We start from the raw sequence: 17,787 nt of genomic DNA, 5'->3' as shown, positions 1-17,787 counted from the left end.
GTCGACTCCCGGTCGGGAGTCGACGGCCCCGTTGGCCCGGTTCCGGGCGGCGCCGCCCGGTCCTCGTGGTCGCGTGGTCGGACCGCGCCGCTACTGCTCCGTCAGTCGTCCGGTACGCCGGCTGCGTTGGGCCGGTGGGATCGCCGGGGCCCGGCCGGCGGTGCCCCGGGCCGGTCGGGCCGACCGCCGGGCGGCGTTCTCGGCCAGCCACTCGAGGGTCTCGTCGGGACTGAGTGCCGCCCCCTGCAACCACTCGAAGATGACGTTGTACGTCGCGATCTCGTGCTGGTCGGTGAGGATCAGGTTCTTCGACTGCCCCTCGATCGCCAGGGTCTCCGGGTCCTGCAGCTCGGCGAACCGGTACAGCGAGAACCCGGTGTGCGGCAGGTACCAGTCGGCGATCGCCGTCTCGGCGAGCAGCACCTGGAGCGTGACGTTCGGCAGTGCGGCGAGCTTGCGCAACTGGGCCAACTGGGCGCGTACGACCTCCCGGGGACCGGCCCGGCTGCCCAGGGCCGCCTCCTCGATCACCGCCGAGTAGCGCGGCGGCTCGCTGCCCCGGGTGAGCAGCGACTGCCGGGCCATCCGGGCGGCCACCTCGGTCTCCGGGTCCTCGGTGTCGTCGTGCTCGGGATCGGTCACCAGCTTGCGTGAGGAGAGGATGCGCACCTTGGCGTACCCCTTGGTCTGCAGCAGGCCGGGGACGATCACCGGGCTGTACTCGCGGATCTCGGCGCAACCGGCCTCCAGCTCCGCGAAGACCTGCTGCCGTGGGGTCATCACCTGGTACGACCGCAGCCAGCTCCGGATGTCGCCGGCCTCGCCGACGATGTTGACCAGGTCGTCCCGGACCGGGCCGGTGACCCGGTACAGGTCGAGCAGGTCGAGTACGTCCTTCAGGTCCGGCCGGCTGCGGCCGTTCTCGAGTCGGGAGAGTTTGGACGCCGAGGCCCAGCCCACCGCCTCGATGACCTGGTCACCGGTGAGCTTGGCGTTCTCCCGCAGGCGGCGCAGTTCCGCGCCGAGCCGGCGTCGTCGCAGGATCGGGCTGGGTTGAGGAGGCACTGGATTCTCGCTATCGATCGCGTCGGGCCCTGGTGGGCTGGGTGTGGACGGTCCGTTGCGCGCCCCAGCGGACCAGTATGCCCCTCGCTGCGCACTGTCCGCTGCTGAATCGACACGGCGTGTCGCAATGGGTGATGGTTGCCTGTTGTTGGCGCTCCACCCTGTCCACGTTCGACGACGCCCCCATCCCGAAGGGACCGCCCGATGCGAACCGTCCTGCGCCGCCCCGACTTCCGGCTCCTCTTCGCCGGCCTCGCGTTCAGCATGACCGCAGAGTCGATCATGTTGTTGGCGTTGGCCGTCTGGGTCAAGGACCTGACCGGTTCGGACGGCATGGCCGGCGCGACCATCTTCGCGATGATCGCGCCGATGGTCTTCGCCCCGATCGTCGGCTGGGTGGTGGACCGGTTCCGGCGCCGGCCCTTCCTGATCGCCGCGAACCTCGGTACCGCGCTGGTCCTGACCCCGCTGTTCCTGGTCCGCGACCGGGACGACGTCTGGATCATCTACGCGGTCGGCGCCCTCTACGGCCTCGGCTACGTCGCGCTCAACGCGGCGCTGAACGGCCTGCTCAAGGAGATCATGCCCGAGGACCTGATGGCCGACGCGAACGGCGCGCTGCAGACCGTCAAACAGGGACTACGGCTGGTCGGCCCACTGGCCGGTGCGGCGCTCTACACCACGGCGGGCGGCTGGCCGCTGGCCCTCGTCGGGGTGCTGGGTTTCCTGGCCGCCGCGACCGCGGTCACCCTGCTGCGCGTCGACGAGCCGGGGCCACAGCGCAGCCGGTTGCGCTGGCTGACCGAGATGGGGGCGGGCCTGCGGCACCTGACCGGCGAACCGGCCCTGCGCCGGGCCGTGGTCGGGGTCGCGCTGGCCGTACTGGTGATGGGTTTCAGCGAGTCGTTGATCTTCGCGTACGTCGACCGGGGGCTCGGCCGGGAACCCGCCTTCGTCGGCGTGCTGGTGACCGTACAGGGCATCGGCGGGCTGCTCGGCGGGCTGCTCTCGCCCGTGGTGGTGCGCCGGTTCGGCGAGGTGGCCGCCCTCGCCCTCGGGGTGGCCAGCTTCGGGACCGGCGCGCTGCTGCTCGCGTACCCGACGCTCTGGCTGGCGTTCGTCGCCCTGGTCCTGCTCGGCTTCAACCTGCCGATCGCCCTGGTCGGGATGGCGACGCTGATCCAGCGTCGTACCCCGGGGTTCCTGCTCGGCCGGGTCGGCGCGGCGTCGGCGGCGTTGATCAGCGGACCGCAGGCGGTCTCCATCGGCACCGGCGCGCTGCTGGTCGGGGTGCTGGACTACCGGCTGCTCTTCGTGGCGATGACGGTGGTGATGACCGTGGCGGCGAGCTACCTGTGGGCCGGTCGACGGCTCAGCCCGCCGGCGGCCGCCCGACCGCCGGTGGCGGTACCGGCGGCGATCCCCAGGCCACGCGACGGCCGGTCCGACACCACCGTCCCGGCGGCCCGGTCTGACACTGTCGCCCCGGCGGCCCGGTCCGACACCGTCGTGACGGCGGCCCGGTCCGACACCGCCGTGGCGCCGACGGCGCCCGCCGTCACGACGGGCGCCCTGCCGGGCGGCGGAACGACCGGCGGGCAGCGCTGAACGGACGGGCGGTCGGGAAGGCCCCTTCCTCTGCACGTTGCGACAGGAAGGGGCCTTCCGGACAGGTCAGTTTCCGGCGAGCGCGGCCAGCTGCTTCTTGACGTCGACGATCGACGGGTTGGTCAGCGCGGTGCCGTCCGGGAACCGGACGGTCGGCACCGTCTGGTTGCCACCGTTGACGCTCATCACGTACTCGGCGGCCGCCGGGTCCTGCTCGATGTCCACCACCTGGTAGCCGATGCCCTCCCGGTCGAACTGCGACTTCAGCCGGTGGCAGTAACCGCACCAGGACGTGGAATACATCGTCAACATCGTCGGGACCTCCGCGGTGTGCGTGTCGTCGGGCCAGGTCGGGCCGATGGGGGTCGGCCGGACATCGGATCGGACGGGATGTCGATCACACAGGCTAAAGGTGCAACGTCGGCGGGGGCTGCCATGATTCCTAGCTGTGGCGGCTGACTCAGACCTGGAACGGATCCTGGCCGGGCTCGACCCGGAGCAGCGGACGGCGGTGACCGCGCCGGCCGGGCCGGTTTGCATCCTGGCCGGCGCCGGCACCGGCAAGACCAGAGCGATCACCCACCGGATCGCGTACCGGGTGCGTAGCGGTGAGATCGCCGCCCGGCATGTGCTCGCGGTCACCTTCACCGCGCGGGCCGCCGCCGAGATGCGGGCCCGGCTCGGTGGGCTCGGGGTGCCGGGGGTGCAGGCCCGGACGTTCCACGGCGCCGCGCTGCGCCAGGTCCGCTACTTCGCACCCCGGCTGCTCGCCGGCCGGGAGATGCCCGAACTGCTGGACAGCAAGGTGCGGCTGGTCACCCTGGCCGCCGCCCGGGCCGGGCTGCGTACCGACCGGGCCGCCGCCCGGGACCTGGCCGGCGAGATCGAGTGGGCCAAGTCGTCGCTGGTCGAGCCGGGGGAGTACGTGGTCGCGGCGGCCAAGGCCACCCGGGAGACCCCGTTCGAGCCGGCGAAGGTCGCCGAGGTCTTCACCGCCTACGAGAAGGCGAAACGGGCCAACGGGGTGATCGACTTCGAGGACATGCTGCGGGCCGCGGTCTGGGGGATCGAGGAACACCCGGACGTCGCCGAGCAGATCCGGACCCAGTACCGGCACTTTGTCGTCGACGAGTACCAGGACGTGAACCCGCTGCAGCAACGGCTGCTGGACGCCTGGCTCGGCGGCCGGGAGGACCTGACCGTGGTCGGCGACGCCAGCCAGACGATCTACTCGTTCACCGGCGCCACCTCCGGCCACCTGATCGACTTTCCCCGCCACCACCGGGACGCGGTGGTGGTCCGGCTGGTCCGGGACTACCGCTCGACGCCGCAGGTGGTCGGACTGGCCAACGCGGTGATCCGACAGGCCAGCGGCGCCGAGGCCCGGCTGCGACTGGAACTGGTCGGACAGCGCCCGCCGGGCCCCGAACCGGACGTGCGGATCTTCCCCGACGAGCCGGCCGAGGCCGCCGCGGTCGCGGTCCGGTGCCGGGAGCTGATCGCCGCCGGCACACCGGCCCGGGAGATCGCGGTCCTGTTCCGGACCAACGCCCAGTCCGAGGCGTACGAGAAGGCGCTGGCCGAGGCGGAGGTGCCGTACCAGGTCCAGGGTGCGGAGCGGTTCTTCGAACGGGCCGAGGTCCGGCAGGCGCTGGTCGCGCTCCGGGCGGCGACCCGGAGCACACCGGGGGACACCCCGCTGGTGCCGGCCGTGGTCGAGGCGCTGACCGCGGTCGGCTGGGCACCGGATCAACCCCCGTCCGGCGGTGCCGCCCGGGAACGCTGGGAGGCGCTCGCCGCGCTGGTCCAGCTCGCCGAGGAGTACGCGGCCAGCCCGGCCGTCCTGCCGATCGGTGAGGCAGCCACTGTCGAACGGCCGGCCTCGTTGGCGGACTTCAACGAGGAGCTGGCCCGGCGGGCCGCCGCGCAGCACGTACCGACGGTCGAGGGGGTGACCCTGGCCTCGCTGCACTCGGCCAAGGGACTGGAGTGGGATGCGGTGTTCCTGGTCGGGCTCTCCGACGGCACCCTGCCGACCAGCTACGCCCGCACACCGGAGCAGGTCGAGGAGGAACGGCGGCTGCTCTACGTCGGGGTCACCCGGGCCCGGGAGTGGCTCTGGCTGTCGTACGGACTGGCCCGCTCGCCGGGCGGCCGGTCCCGGCGTCCGTGCCGGTTCCTGCCCCAGTTCGACCGGTCCGGCGGTGGCCGGCCGGGCGGTGGGCGTACGTCGGAGGGCGCCGGGAGCGGTCGGAAAGCCGACCGTCGGCGGGTGGTCGTCTCGTGTCGGGTCTGCGGCGCGACCCTGCTCGCCGGGGCGGACCGGAAGTTGGGCCGGTGCGCGGACTGCCCGTCGGACCTGGACGAGGGGCTCTACGAGCGGCTGCGCGAGTGGCGCAGCCGGGTCTCCGGTGCGCAGAAGGTCCCCGCCTACGTGGTCTTCACCGACGCCACCCTGTTGGCGCTCGCCGAGCGGCGTCCGTCCCGGTCGGAGGAGCTGCTCGCCATCGCCGGCATCGGTCCCCGCAAACTCGGCCTGTACGGCGACGCGGTACTCGCGTTGATCGATGGGTCCGAGGTCGACGACGTGCTGATGGCGGCCGGTCCGGAGGACGGCGGAGCGGCCCCGGAAGAAAGTTCTGTAATCCAGCCGTAAATCGTTTGCCCTCGCCCCCGGGGGAGGCATAGCCTCATGGCACACCTTTGAGAGCGGCGGCTTTCCGGCTGCTCACGAGGGGTTTGAGTCCGATGTTGGTTACGAGTGAGAGTCAGGAGGCGAGTCCCATGGTGACGAAGACGTATCTCGTCGAGCGACCGTGGGCGCTGCCCGCTGTCCTCGCTCCGCTGTCGGAGGCCCGGTGCATCCTGGCCGCCGACACCCCACGGCTTTCGCCGGCGCACCAGGTCTCGACCCAGGCCGAGCTGGGTCAGGCCCGCGTGTCCGTCGAGCGCCAGGGGACCAGTGGATTCACGGGCAATGGCATCCGGGTCGGCGTCAAGCGGATGGATGTCAGCGGGGTTCCACCTCGAGGGAGACCGGTCTAGCACAGACCTGCCGGCTCACCTCGAGGCCGCGGAACCCGTACACCGGGATCCGCGGCCTTAGTTATTTCCGCACTACAGCAGTACGTCGGAACTGCGATCTACGAGATCGGAACGAGAGAGAGGTGACCGGGCGATGAGTCTGGCGTTGGCCACCCTCGACGCGAACGTCGAGTGGGAGGCGAACCTGCCCTGCCGGAAGTTCGACCCTGACCTGTGGTTCGCCGACTCGCCTGCCGAGCTGGAGCTGGCCAAGTCGCTCTGCGGGGACTGCCCGCTGCGCGTCGAGTGCCTGGCCGGTGCGGTGGAGCGGGCCGAGCCGTGGGGTGTCTGGGGCGGCGAGATCTTCGAGCGTGGCGCGGTTGTTCCGCGCAAGCGGCCCCGTGGCCGTCCGCGCAAGGAGGACGTCGCCCGGGACGCGGCGCTCCGGGTCGAGGCCCAGGCGCGGCTGGCGGCCAACGGGCTCGCCGAGTCGCGCAACACGGTCCGGCTGGCGGCCTGACATGAACCCGATCCGTACGACCGCCGGATTCGCTCCGGCACCCCGGGTCGCCGAGGTAACCGCGGCGACGTCGACCAATCAAGCCCTGCCCACCCTGAGCGGAGTACCGAAGATGTATCTCATCCACGAAGCGTTGTCCCGGGCCCGAATGCGGCGGCCTCAGGCCGGTCGCACCATCACGAGCACTGAGGCAACCCGTTCTGCCCGTACGATCGCCATCGAGGCCCGCCGCCGGGCCGCGCGCGATCTGGGCAGCCTGTAACAGATCCCGTCGGCGGGTGTGCCCGCCGACCTGACGAACCGTCGAGCCGAGATGACCGAGGGGCCCGTCGCGGTGGAGAGATCCACCGGCGACGGGCCCCTCGCCACGTCCGACCCGAGCTGGCCTGACTGCCCCGACCGGGCCTGATTTGGCCGGCCTGGCACAGTCTGGTTCAGGGCACCGGGGCGAATCCGGGTAGCCAGCGTTCCACGATGCCCCGGTACGGCGCCTTCGCCTCCAGTTGGCAGAGCACCCCGATCGAACCGAGGGTGACCCGGTGGATCAGCAGGTACGAGGGGGGCAGGTTGAGCTGCCGACCCAGCTGGTAGGCGGGCGACCGGGGGTTGGCGATCCGGGCCGCCTCGACCCGCAGCCAGGCACGGGTGAACCGGAACTCCTCGACCGACAGCGGTTGCAGGATCGGCATCAGGAAGTCGAGTACGGCCTGGGCGTCGATCGGGTTGTCGACCCGGATGAAGCCCTCCTCGCGCAGCCCGGCGACCACGGCGTCGGCCTCGCCGGCCAGGGCCAGCCGGACCAGCCGGCCGATCGGCTCCGGGTGCCCGCCGGGGAGTCGGGCCACCGCCCCGAAGTCGATCACCCCGAGTCGACCGTCCGGGAGCAGTCGGAAATTGCCCGGGTGCGGGTCGGCGTGCAGCAGCCCGGCCCGCATCGGCGCGGAGAAGTGCAGGGTGGCCATCAGCCGGCCGGCCTGGTCGCGTTCGGCCTCCGTACCGGAGTCGATGATCTGGGACAGCGGCTTTCCCTCGACCCAGTCCGTCACCAGGACCTGGGGCGCGGCCGCCACCACACCGGGGACGAAGATCTCCGGGTCGTCGGCGTACGCGGCGGCGAAGGCGCGCTGGCTCTCCGCCTCCAGCTGGTAGTCGAGTTCTTCGCTGATCCGTTCGCGGAGCTCGCTGAGCAGCGGCTTGATGTCCAGGCCGGGCTGGATGGCCCGGAACATGGCGCCGAGCCGGGACAGCTGCTTGAGGTCGGAGAGCAGCGCCGGCCCGGCACCCGGGTACTGCACCTTGACCGCCACCGGCCGACCGGTCGGCGTCGTCTCCTCCTGGTCGGCGGCCCCGGCGCGGGTTCTACCGCCCCGGCGTCGACCGGCGGGCGGGACCGGGGCGTCGGTCTTCCAGATCGCCCGGTGCACCTGCCCGATGCTCGCGGCCGCCGCCGGCTTGTCGTCGAATTCGAGGAAGTACGACCGCCAGTCCGGCCCGAGCTGCTCGGCGAGCACCTTGTGCACGCTGGCGGCCGGCAGCGGTGGCGCCGCCTCCTGGAGCTTGGTCAACGCCTGCCGGTACGGTGCCGCGATCTCCTCCGGCAGGGCCGCCTCGAATACCGACAGGGCCTGGCCGAACTTCATCGCACCGCCCTTGAGCTGCCCGAGGACGCTGAACAGTTGCTCGGCGGTGCGTTGCTGGATCTCGTTCGAGATCACCTCGGAGGCGAGCCCGGTCACCCGCTTGCCGACGCCGAGCACGGTCCGGCCCGCGAAGCCGAGCGGCAGAGCGGCGAGCTTGGCGGTCCGGGAGACGGCACGGCGCGGGATGTCGGTCACCAGATCATTGTTACCGACGCGACGCCGTTGCGGCCGCCGTCGGCAGGTGGCTCGGGCCACGTCCTGCCAGCGATGGTGCCCGTTTTCGCAGCTGGCCCGGTGCGCAGGGCGGTTTCGTCACGCCGTGGGCGGGATCGTGCTATTGCCGGAAGCCGCCAGTCGGCCCACCGGACGGTGGTTCAGCCACCCCGGCGTCGGGCTGCCGGGCCCAGCGGGCTGCCACCCCGACTACCGACCCGGTGGGCGGCGGCGACCGCAGCCACAGGCCGGGTGGGGTGGCCAGGTACGTCGCCGGACCCGGCCCGGCCAGGGCAGCTCCACCGCCCCACCGACCGTCTCCGGGGCGCCGCCCTCGAGGAAGGCGAGTACCTCGGCGACGGTGTAGCCGACCGCGCTGATCAGGTTGACGGTCAGACAGGGTTCCGGCGTGGTGCCACCGGCCAGTTGGGCGGCCAGCCCGGGCCAGCCGGGGTCGCGGTCCTGTCTGTGCAGGTCCAGGCAGTTGAGGCAGGGCGAGCCGGAGACCGGGACCAGGGGACCGACGACCGGTGTGCCGTCCCGCAGGTCGAGCAGCAGGTGAGCCTGTCGCCGCTGGGCGAAACCGGCGGCGAGCAGCCCGGCGGGCCGGTCGGCGCCGACCTGGACCACCAGGTCGGCGTCTCCGCGTCGCAGCGGCCGGGTGTCGGTGCCGGGGATGCAGCGGACGATCGCCTCGGCGACGGCCGTGGCGCGCGGTCGGCGTACGTCGGAGGCGGGGAGTCCACCGCCGGAGGAGTCGGTCGGGAGGACCGGACCGGCCAGGTCGGGGTGGACGTGGCCGATCCCGGCCTGGGCCAGGGCGATCGCGAGCGGGGCGGCGAGCCGGCCCGGACCGGTCACCACGACCCGGGCGGCTGCCCGGCGGCGGAGGAGCTGGGCGGGGGTGCCGGGTGTGTCCGGTCCGCGCAGGGCGAGGGCGGCGGCCTCGGCGGCGAGGCGTTGGCGTACCGGCTCGGCGAGGTCGGTGGGGAACAGGGTGTGCCCGGCGACGACCAGGCCGGCGGCCCGCAGGGTGTCGATCAGGGTACGGGCGTCGTCCCGGGTGACGTTGATGTTGTCGGCGTGCTCCAGGACGGCCCGCTCACTCCGGGTGCCGTCGAGCAGGTCGAGGAGCCGGGCGGTGGCCGGGTTGGCCAGCTCGACCAGGACCGCACGGCGGGGGTCGAGGCCCAGTTGCAGGGTGTGCCGGTCCCGCCAGAGACGGGCGAGGCCGGGCAGCAGGGTGGGTCGGGGCAGCACGTTTCGGGTCATGGCGTGACACGCTGTCACCGCGTCGGTTCGGCGTACCGGCCGTTGTCCACAACGTACCGGCGCTGCGCACCGCTCTATCCACAGGATTTGACAGGTTTTCCACAACCCGTAGGTAACTTTTGTCGCCGCGTGGACATGTTGTCCGGTGTCCGTACCGCGACAGCCGGTGGGCTGGAAAGCGGGAAGGGGTGGCTGTTCGCCACCCCTTCCCGCAGCTCGCGTCCTGTCGAGGTCAGACCTTGGCCTTGCCCAGGATCCGGTTGACGGTCGTGCCGCAGACCGGGCACTTGCCCTTGGCCATGTTCATGCCCGTCTTGGAAACCTCGACGTTGCCCTCGAAGTCACGCTTCTCCTTGCACTTGACGCAGTAACCGTTGTAGGTCTGGGCCCTTTCGGCCACGGTGCCCTCCTCGTCTCTTTCGTCGGCTCTTTCGAGCCTGACGTGCGCCCGGCGGCGGGCCACGTAGGCGCCAGCGCTGGGGTTTCTCCGCGGCCACCGCTGTGACCGCCGGTCCGCGGACCCTACCCAGATCTGGGCAGTTCCATGTCAGCAATCTGTCGACACTGTGAGGAAGCCGACGACCAGAGTGTGCATGCCGGAATAGGTCGGATAAGTCAGTTTCGCAGGGACACGCCGGATGAACCGCGTCGAACGGCCGTCCGGGGGGCTGGAAACATCGGTCCAGCATGATCGTCTACCGTGGGCGACGCGGTCCGGCAGAGCCGCCGCAGACCCGCTCGGTGCTCGCGGGACGATCATCTTAATGAATTTTTTCCGGACGGTTCAGGGCTAACCGGTATTTTTCCGGCGGCAATCTCCGTGTTGACTCTTGCGGTCCCCTGGTTGGTAAGCATTAGTTTTCCATCGTGAACGAAACCCGGGGCGGCGCGGACCGGTAATGGCGGGGTTGCGCAAGCCGGTCGTCGAGGTACGGCGCAGTCAGCGTCGGCGCCGGACGGTGTCCGCCTATCGGGACGGCGAGCGCGTCGTGGTGCTCATCCCCGACCAGTTCTCCCGGGCCGAGGAGAGCGAGTGGGTGGACCGGATGCTCGCCCGGCTCGCCGCCCGCGAGGAACGGGCCGGTCGCTCCGACGAGGAACTCCTGCTCCGCTCCCGTCGACTCATCGACCGCTACCTCAGCGAACACGGGCGGGCTGCGGTCCCGGCGAGCGTCCGCTGGGTGACGAATCAGAATGGTCGTTGGGGTTCGTGTACGCCCGCCGACCGGACCATTCGGATCTCCCACCGGATCCAGGAAATGCCGGACTGGGTGATCGACTACGTGTTGCTGCACGAGTTGGCGCACCTCGTGGTGCCGAGCCACAACGCACGATTCTGGGCCCTGGTCGGCCGTTACCCGAAGACCGAGCGGGCCCGGGGCTACCTGGAGGGTGTCGCGGCCGCCGCCGGCATCGAACTGGCCGACTGAGCCGCCGGTTGGGCCGCCGGGCCTGTCCGGCCGCCGGCGTCCGGGCCGTCGTCGGGCCGTACTAGGGTCGGGCGGTGGCCCGCCGTGTGATCGTGGTGATGCTCGGACCCGTCCCCTGGGCGCCGCCGGGGACCGAACCGGCGCGCTGGCGCTCCGCGCTCGCCGAGGACGTGGTCGACCTGGTCGCCACCCTCAACGGGGTGGACGCCGCGATCGCCGCCACCGCCGCCGACCGGGCCCTGGCCGACGCGATCGGATGGCCCGGCATGCCCGTCTACGACCTCGCGACCAACCGGGTCGGCGCGGTGCTCGCCGCCGCCGCCGAGGACGGCTACGACCAGGCGGCCGTCGTCGCCGCCGACGCACCGGACGTGCCGGGGCTGCTGCTCGGCAAGCTGCTTCGCCCGCTGACCACCCGTACGGTCGTGGTCGCGCCCGCGCTCGGTCCGGAACCGGGCCTGCTCGGGGTGGCGGCCCGGCTACCGGCACCGGACTGGCTGCCCGAGATCGATCTGGACGTCGCCGACGTCCGCCTCATCCGGGGCGCCGCCCCACGACCGGCCGAGGTCGCGGTCAGCCCGGGCTGGCGGCGTCTCCGGGGCGCGGCGGACCTGGCCACCCTCGACCCGGCCGTCGAGGGCTGGGACACCACCCGGATGCTGCTCGGCCGCTGAACCGGGCAGGCGGGTGGGCAGGACGGGCCGGTTTCCCGGCCGGCCCTGCCCCGAGACCTACTCCGGCCTACCGGAACCGGCGGCGCCCGGCCCGTCGGACTCGTCCGGCCTGTCGGACTGCCCCGGCCCCGGCTCGTCGGTACGGTCCTCGGCGGACCCGGCGGACCCGGCGGACCCGGCGGGCCGGTCCTGGCCCGGCTCGGCCGGGCCGGGCACGGTGAAGTCGAAGTCGTCGAGGTCACCGAGGTCGAGCTGGGAGCGGGCGAAGGCGTCCGGGTCGGCGAAGTCCGACTCGCCGGGCAGCAGGTCCGGGTGGCCCCAGAGAGCGTCCCGTCCGGCGATGCCCCGGTGCTCGGTCAACGCCGCCCACAGTGCCGCCGCCTCCCGCAGCCGGCGGGGACGCAGCTCCAGCCCGACCAGCGCGGCGAACGTCTGCTCCGCCGGACCGCCGGCCGCCCGACGGCGGCGGAACGCCTCGCTGAGCCGGTTGACGTTCGGCAGCCGGCCCGCCGCGGCGGTGTCCACGACGTGGCACACCCAGCCCTCGACCAGGGCGAGGGTGGTCTCCAGCCGGGTCAGCGAGGCCTTCTGCGCCGGGGTGTCCTCCGGGGTGAAGATCCCCTCCACGGCCAGCGTCTGCATCGACTCCGGGTTCGTCGGATCGAGTCGGCCCATCGCCTCCTCGATCGCCTCCCGGTTCACCGTGATGCCGGCCGCGTACATCTCGACGGCGGTGAGGACGTGGCCGCGCAGCCAGGGCACGTGCTGGAAGAGCCGCTGGTGCGCCGCCTCACGCAGGGCGACGTAGAGGCGTACCTCGTCCTCGGGCAGCTCCAGGCCCTCGCCGTACTCCTTGATGTTGGCCGGGACGAGCGCGGCCGTGCCGGCCGGGCCGAGCGGCAGGCCGATGTCACCGGCCGAGAGCACCTCGGCGGCGAGCGAGCCGAGCGCCTGCCCGAGCTGTCCGCCGAACAACGCCCCACCGAGCGTGCTGAGCATGGACTGCATCGGGCCGAGCTGCGCCCGGGCCTCCGGCGGTACCAGGTCACCCATCGCGCCGACCATCCGCCCGGCGACCGGGTCGCAGAGCTTCCGCCAGACGTCGAGGGTCCGGTAGATCCACTCGTTGCGGTTCCACGCCACCGAGAGACGGATGCCGGAGGGATGTGCCGAGGCGGGTTCGAGCCACAGGTCGGCGAGGCGGAGCGCCTCCTCGACCGCGTTGCGCTCGTACGGCGTCACGGCCGGGTCGCCGGCCGCGGCGAGCTGGCTGGCCGCGACCTGGCGGGCCAGGTCCCAGTTGACCGGGCCGCTGCCCGGCGCGGCGAGCAGTTGCTGCAGCTGGGCCATGAACTGCTGCATCTGCCGCGGGTCGTTGGGGTCGGGCGGTTGACCACCCGGCAGGGCGAAGCCGAACGGAATATCAGGCACCCGTCCACGGTACGCGCGCCGAACCTCCGTACGCCCGCCCCGGTGTTGCGCCGACAGTGAACCCGGGAAAACCCTGAGCTGTCCCACCCACCCCGGCTCGGGGAAGAGACGGGTTCACCCGGCGGGCGGCCAGCCGCCGCTCGGTACGCTTCGGCCTATGAGACGTCGCGGTGTCACGGTTCTGCTCGGTGCGGTGATCACCGCCCTGCTCAGCCTCGGTCTGCTCGCGGCCCCGATCCCGTACGTCGTACTCGGCCCCGGCCCGACGGTGGACACCCTGGGCCGGCAGGACGACAAGGAGGTGATCCAGGTGTCCGGCCGGGAGACCTCCACCTCCGCCGGGCAGTTGCGGCTCACCACGGTCGGCGTCCAGCCCGAGGTCAAACTGATCACCGCGATCGCCGGTTGGTTCTCCTCCGACGAGGCCGTGGTGCCGTACGAGCTGATCTACCCGCCGGGGGAGACGCAGCAGCAGGTGGAGCAGCGCAACGCCGAGGACTTCGCCGCGTCGCAGACCAGCGCCGAGACCGCGGCGCTGCGCGAACTCGGGTTCCCGGTACGGGTGACCGTCAAGAACGTCGTCGCGGGCGGTGCCTCGGACGGCGTCCTGAAGGCCGGGGACGTCATCACCTCGGTCGACGGGCAGCCGGTGCCGACCGCCGGCACGCTGACCCGGTTGGTGCAGGCCAAGCCGGCGGGCAGCACGCTGACGATCGGCTACACCCGGGACGGCGCCGACGCCACCGCGACCGTGGTGACCCGGTCCACCGACGGCGGACCGCCCCGGATCGGCGTCGAAATCGAGCAGCAGCAGCCGCACCCGTTCGAGCTGAAGATCGACCTGGGCGACATCGGTGGCCCGAGCGCCGGCCTGATGTTCGCCCTCGGCATCGTCGACAAGCTCACCCCCGAGGACCTGACCGGTGGCCGGATCATCGCCGGCACCGGCACGATCAACGACGAGGGTCAGGTCGGGCCGATCGGCGGGATCCCGCAGAAGCTCGTCGGGGCGAAGCACGCCGGTGCGACGTACTTCCTGGTGCCGGCCGACAACTGTGCGGAGGCGGTCCGCAACGCCCAGCCGGGACTGCCGATGGCCCGGATCGGGACCCTGCAGGACGCGCTCGCCGCGTTGGCCACCATCCGGGCGGGTGGGCAGCCGCCGAAGTGCTGAACCGACCGGTGGTGGTAGGGGACCGATCGTATTCAGGAATACCCCGTAGTCTAGGTGCCTGATCAGAGCCGGTCACTTCCGAACGTGCGGAGCCAACAGTGGTCATGCGTAGCAGCCCCCTACCAAGAATGAGTCGGCGCGGCCGCGTCACCGTGGGCGTACTCCTCGGGGTGTTCCTACTGCTCACCCTGCTCGGCTGGGGTGTGCAGGCGTGGACCGACTGGCTCTGGTTCCAGGAGGTCGACTACACCGAGGTCTTCTCCGGCGTGCTGGTCACCCGGATCCTGCTCTTCGTCGCGGTCGGTCTGGCGATGGCACTGCTGGTGGCCGGCAACATGTGGCTGGCCTACCGGCTCCGTCCGCTGCTGCGGCCGAACTCGCCGGAACAGGTGACGCTGGAGCGGTACCGCTCGGTCCTGGCGCCCCGGATCGGGGCCTGGCTCGCGGCGATCGGGGTTGTCGTCGGGCTCTTCGCCGGCCTCTCCGCACAGACCCGATGGGGTCAGTGGATGCTCTTCCGCAACTCCCAGAACTTCGGGGTACGGGACCCCGAGTTCAACATCGACGTCGGCTTCTACGTCTTCCAGTTCCCGTTCCTGCGCTACCTGCTCGGGGTCGGCTTCACCGCGGTGGTGCTGGCGGTGATCGGCTCGCTGGCGGTGCACTACATCTTCGGCGGGGTACGGCTGCAGGGTGTCGGCGACCGGATGACAAACGCCGCCCGGGCCCACCTGACCACCCTCGTGGCGGTCTTCGTGCTGCTCAAGGCCGTGGCGTACGTGCTCGACCGGCGGGCCATGCTGCTCGAGTTCAACGAGGGTGTGGATCTCTACGGCGCCGGCTACGCGGACATCAACGCCCTGCTGCCGGCGAAGGAGATCCTGGCGTACATCTCGATCGTGGTCGCGGTCGCGATCATCGTCTTCTCCAACGCGGTGATGCGGAACCTGGTCTGGCCGGGCATCTCGCTCGCCCTGCTCGGCATCTCGGCGGTGGCGATCGGCGGAATCTACCCGTGGGCGGTGCAGACCTTCGAGGTCCGGCCGAGCGTGCGGGACAAGGAGGCGCTCTACATCGAGCGCAGCATCCAGGCCACCCGGGACGCCTTCGGTCTCACCGAGAGTAAGGTTTCGCCCTACAGCGCGTCGAACCTGCGGCCGCCGGAGAACCTGGCCACCGACACCACGGTGGTGCCGAACGTCCGGCTGCTCGACCCGCAGCTGGTCTCCGAGACGTACACCCTGGCGCAGCAGGTGCGGAGCTTCTACGACTTCGGCGAGAAGCTGGACATCGACAGGTACCAGATCGGCGGCAAGACCCAGGACGTCGTGGTCGGCATGCGCGAGATCAACTACCTGAAGCTGACCGACCAGCAGAGCAACTGGATCAACCGGCACACCATCTACACCCACGGGTACGGCATGGTGAGCGCGCCGGCCAACCGGGTGGTCTGTGGCGGTCAGCCGTACTTCGTCTCCGGCTTCCTCGGCGACCAGCGCCAGGAGGGCTGCTCCTCGGCGGCCGAGCAGATCGTCGCCGAGCAGCCGCGGATCTACTACGGCGAGCAGATGGACGACGCCGACTACGCGATCGTCGGCCAGACCGACCCGGAGCGCCACGTCGAGTTCGACCGGCCCACCGGCGAGGGCGGCGAGCAGACCTACACCTACACCGGCGCCGGCGGCGTCGACATCGGCTCGTTCGGTCGCCGACTGCTCTACTCGATCAAGGAGCAGGAGCCGAACTTCGTCCTCTCCGGCGCGGTCAACGACAACTCCAAGCTGCTCTACGTGCGGAACCCCCGGGACCGGGTGGAGAAGGTGGCGCCGTTCCTCACCCTGGACGGCGACCCGTACCCGGCGGTGATCGGCGGGCGGATCCAGTGGATCGTCGACGGTTACACCACCGCCGCCACCTACCCGTACGCCCACCAGGTGAACCTGCAGGAGGAGACGGCCGACGAGCTGACCGGCCTCGGCACCTTCGAGCTGGCCCGGGAGAACATCAACTACATCCGGAACTCGGTCAAGGCCACCGTCGACGCGTACGACGGCACGGTCAAGCTCTACCAGATGGACGACAAGGACCCGGTGCTGAAGGCCTGGAACAAGGCGTTCGGCGGCGACCTGGTGATCCCGAAGTCGGAGATCCCGGCCGACCTGGCGGCGCACTTCCGCTACCCGGCGGACCTGTTCAAGGTGCAACGGAACCTGCTGGCCAGGTTCCACGTGACAAACCCGGGCGAGTTCTTCACCGGGCAGGACTTCTGGGAGGTGCCGAACGCTCCGGACGCGCCGGACAGCGGTAAGCGGCAGCCGCCGTACTACCTGCTGACCCAGTTCCCGGAGCAGGAGGCGCCGCGTTTCCAGCTCACCTCCGCGGTCACCCCGGCCGGCCGGCAGAACCTCGCCGCGTTGATCAGTGGGTCGTACGTCGACGGCCAGCCCCGGCTGGAGGTGCTGGAACTGCCCGACCAGACGGCGGTCTCCGGGCCGGTGCAGGTGCACCAGAACATGACCAACAACGCGACGATCCGACAGCAGCTGAACCTGCTCACCTCGAACCAGGCGCAGGTGCAGTACGGCAACCTGCTGTCCCTGCCGTTCGGCAACGGCATGCTCTACGTCGAGCCGGTGTACGTGAAGAGCAACCAGCAGAACGCCTATCCGCTGCTGCAGCGGGTGCTGATCTCGTACGGCGACGGTGGCCAGTACGTGGCGCTGGCCAACAGCCTGGAGGAGGGGGTCAAGGACCTCGTCCGGCAGGCGAAGGAGGCCAACACCGGCACTCCGCCGCCTCCGCCGCCCGGCGACAACACCAACCCGCCGCCGTCACCGCCGCCGGGCGACAACACCCCGTCGCTGACGCCGGAGCTGACCGCCGCCGCGACCAAGGTGCAGACTGCGATCGCGGAGGTGAAGGCCGCCCAGACCTCGGGCGACTTCGAGCGGTACGGCCGGGCGCTGAAGGCGCTGGACGACGCGATGAACGAGTTCCAGGCGGCCCAGCGGGCGGCGACGCCCGCTGCCGGGCCGACCCCGACGGGTTCACCGGCGGGTGGTACGCCGACCGCGCCACCGCCGACCGCGCCACCGTCGCCGGGCAGCTGAGTCCCGGTAACAACAATCCTCGCTGAGTCTTGTCGATCGGGAGGAATCAACACCGGCGGTCGCCCTCGGCGGCCGCCGGTGCCGATTCCGGAATCGTTTTGCCTTGGCGGGGCCGGCTGGGCTAACCTCTACGAGCCGACGCGGGGTGGAGCAGCTCGGTAGCTCGCTGGGCTCATAACCCAGAGGTCGCAGGTTCAAATCCTGTCCCCGCTACTGAACACGACAACGGCCCCTCGGAATCGTCCGGGGGGCCGTTGTCGTGTGGGCTGTTTCCGAGCGCTGGGGCCTCCGTCGCCGGGCCCGGTCGGCTCTGTACGGGCAGTTCTGCCCTCGTTTTGCGGGCGATGGGCGGTGTGCGCTAGGGTTAACAGGCCGACGCGGGGTGGAGCAGCTCGGTAGCTCGCTGGGCTCATAACCCAGAGGTCGCAGGTTCAAATCCTGTCCCCGCTACGAGAAAAGCATCAAAATCAGAGCCCGTCTCCCGCAGGTCAGGGAGGCGGGCTCTGATTTTTTGCCGAGCAATTGGTCAGCAGGTGAGCTGCGGGCGGGCGGGCGGGCGGGCGGTCGTCGTCCGGGCCGGTGTCGCTCCGGTGGGGTGGCCCACGGCCCGCGCCCGTACCGCTCGA

Annotated in this window: 13 protein-coding genes, 2 tRNA genes and 1 pseudogene; 10 read left to right on the top strand and 6 right to left on the bottom strand. The window is 71.3% G+C overall.

Annotated elements, in window-relative coordinates; all coding sequences use genetic code 11:
* Window positions 1-90: 90 nt before the first annotated feature.
* Window positions 91-1,065: a helix-turn-helix transcriptional regulator gene (locus tag ABGB05_RS36135; protein ID WP_347658531.1), complete on the bottom strand. Its 975-nt coding sequence runs from the start codon at window positions 1,063-1,065 to the stop codon at window positions 91-93.
* A gap of 204 nt (window positions 1,066-1,269) precedes the next feature.
* Here ABGB05_RS36135 and ABGB05_RS36130 point away from each other — a divergent pair.
* A pseudogene (locus ABGB05_RS36130) lies at window positions 1,270-2,451 on the top strand (MFS transporter); the annotation flags it as partial.
* A 288-nt stretch (window positions 2,452-2,739) separates the two neighbouring features.
* Here the strand turns inward: ABGB05_RS36130 and ABGB05_RS36125 are convergent.
* A complete protein-coding gene (locus ABGB05_RS36125) occupies window positions 2,740-2,985 on the bottom strand; it encodes a mycoredoxin (protein ID WP_347658530.1) in 246 nt (81 codons plus the stop codon).
* A 136-nt stretch (window positions 2,986-3,121) separates the two neighbouring features.
* Between ABGB05_RS36125 and ABGB05_RS36120 the strand changes: the two genes are divergently transcribed.
* From ABGB05_RS36120 to ABGB05_RS36110, 3 genes are all read left to right on the top strand, one after another.
* Window positions 3,122-5,329, top strand: a complete 2,208-nt coding sequence (locus ABGB05_RS36120) for an ATP-dependent DNA helicase UvrD2 (protein WP_347658529.1) — start codon at window positions 3,122-3,124, stop codon at window positions 5,327-5,329.
* A gap of 128 nt (window positions 5,330-5,457) precedes the next feature.
* Window positions 5,458-5,718, top strand: coding sequence for a hypothetical protein (locus ABGB05_RS36115; RefSeq protein WP_347658528.1), 261 nt, complete (start codon window positions 5,458-5,460; stop codon window positions 5,716-5,718).
* A gap of 133 nt (window positions 5,719-5,851) precedes the next feature.
* Window positions 5,852-6,217: a WhiB family transcriptional regulator gene (locus tag ABGB05_RS36110; protein WP_347658527.1), complete on the top strand. Its 366-nt coding sequence runs from the start codon at window positions 5,852-5,854 to the stop codon at window positions 6,215-6,217.
* Window positions 6,218-6,651: 434 nt separating this feature from the next.
* On the opposite strand, the gene ABGB05_RS36105 is transcribed toward ABGB05_RS36110, so the two are convergent.
* The 3 genes from ABGB05_RS36105 to ABGB05_RS36095 form a co-directional block, all read right to left on the bottom strand.
* The gene (locus ABGB05_RS36105; RefSeq protein ID WP_347658526.1) at window positions 6,652-8,052 is read right to left on the bottom strand and encodes an AarF/ABC1/UbiB kinase family protein; all 1,401 of its coding nucleotides are present in this window, start codon (window positions 8,050-8,052) and stop codon (window positions 6,652-6,654) included.
* Between the two features lie 228 nt (window positions 8,053-8,280).
* Window positions 8,281-9,342, bottom strand: a complete 1,062-nt coding sequence (locus ABGB05_RS36100; protein WP_347658525.1) for a PqqD family protein — start codon at window positions 9,340-9,342, stop codon at window positions 8,281-8,283.
* Window positions 9,343-9,574: 232 nt separating this feature from the next.
* A complete protein-coding gene (locus tag ABGB05_RS36095) occupies window positions 9,575-9,742 on the bottom strand; it encodes a DUF5679 domain-containing protein (protein WP_347658524.1) in 168 nt (55 codons plus the stop codon).
* 499 nt (window positions 9,743-10,241) lie between these two features.
* Here ABGB05_RS36095 and ABGB05_RS36090 point away from each other — a divergent pair, with 499 nt between their 5' ends.
* Together ABGB05_RS36090 and ABGB05_RS36085 are read left to right on the top strand one after the other, a co-directional pair.
* Window positions 10,242-10,772: a M48 family metallopeptidase gene (locus ABGB05_RS36090; protein ID WP_347658523.1), complete on the top strand. Its 531-nt coding sequence runs from the start codon at window positions 10,242-10,244 to the stop codon at window positions 10,770-10,772.
* 74 nt (window positions 10,773-10,846) lie between these two features.
* A complete protein-coding gene (locus tag ABGB05_RS36085) occupies window positions 10,847-11,446 on the top strand; it encodes a hypothetical protein (protein ID WP_347658522.1) in 600 nt (199 codons plus the stop codon).
* 57 nt (window positions 11,447-11,503) lie between these two features.
* Here the strand turns inward: ABGB05_RS36085 and ABGB05_RS36080 are convergent, their stop codons facing one another.
* Window positions 11,504-12,808, bottom strand: coding sequence for a zinc-dependent metalloprotease (locus tag ABGB05_RS36080; RefSeq protein ID WP_347658532.1), 1,305 nt, complete (start codon window positions 12,806-12,808; stop codon window positions 11,504-11,506).
* Between the two features lie 226 nt (window positions 12,809-13,034).
* Here ABGB05_RS36080 and ABGB05_RS36075 point away from each other — a divergent pair, with 226 nt between their 5' ends.
* The 4 genes from ABGB05_RS36075 to ABGB05_RS36060 all read left to right on the top strand — a co-directional run bounded on the left by ABGB05_RS36075 (window position 13,035) and on the right by ABGB05_RS36060 (window position 17,611).
* Window positions 13,035-14,051, top strand: coding sequence for a PDZ domain-containing protein (locus ABGB05_RS36075; RefSeq protein WP_347658521.1), 1,017 nt, complete (start codon window positions 13,035-13,037; stop codon window positions 14,049-14,051).
* Window positions 14,052-14,155: 104 nt separating this feature from the next.
* Window positions 14,156-17,161, top strand: coding sequence for a UPF0182 family protein (locus ABGB05_RS36070; RefSeq protein ID WP_347658520.1), 3,006 nt, complete (start codon window positions 14,156-14,158; stop codon window positions 17,159-17,161).
* A gap of 139 nt (window positions 17,162-17,300) precedes the next feature.
* Window positions 17,301-17,374: transfer RNA gene (locus tag ABGB05_RS36065), tRNA-Met, on the top strand.
* A 163-nt stretch (window positions 17,375-17,537) separates the two neighbouring features.
* A tRNA-Met gene (locus ABGB05_RS36060) sits at window positions 17,538-17,611 on the top strand.
* Window positions 17,612-17,787 lie beyond the last annotated feature (176 nt).

This window comes from Plantactinospora sp. B5E13, assembly GCF_039871775.1.
GTDB lineage: Bacteria > Actinomycetota > Actinomycetes > Mycobacteriales > Micromonosporaceae > Plantactinospora.
The sequence above is the reverse complement of the archived record's forward strand: the minus strand, read 5'-3'. Positions and strand labels throughout refer to the sequence as shown.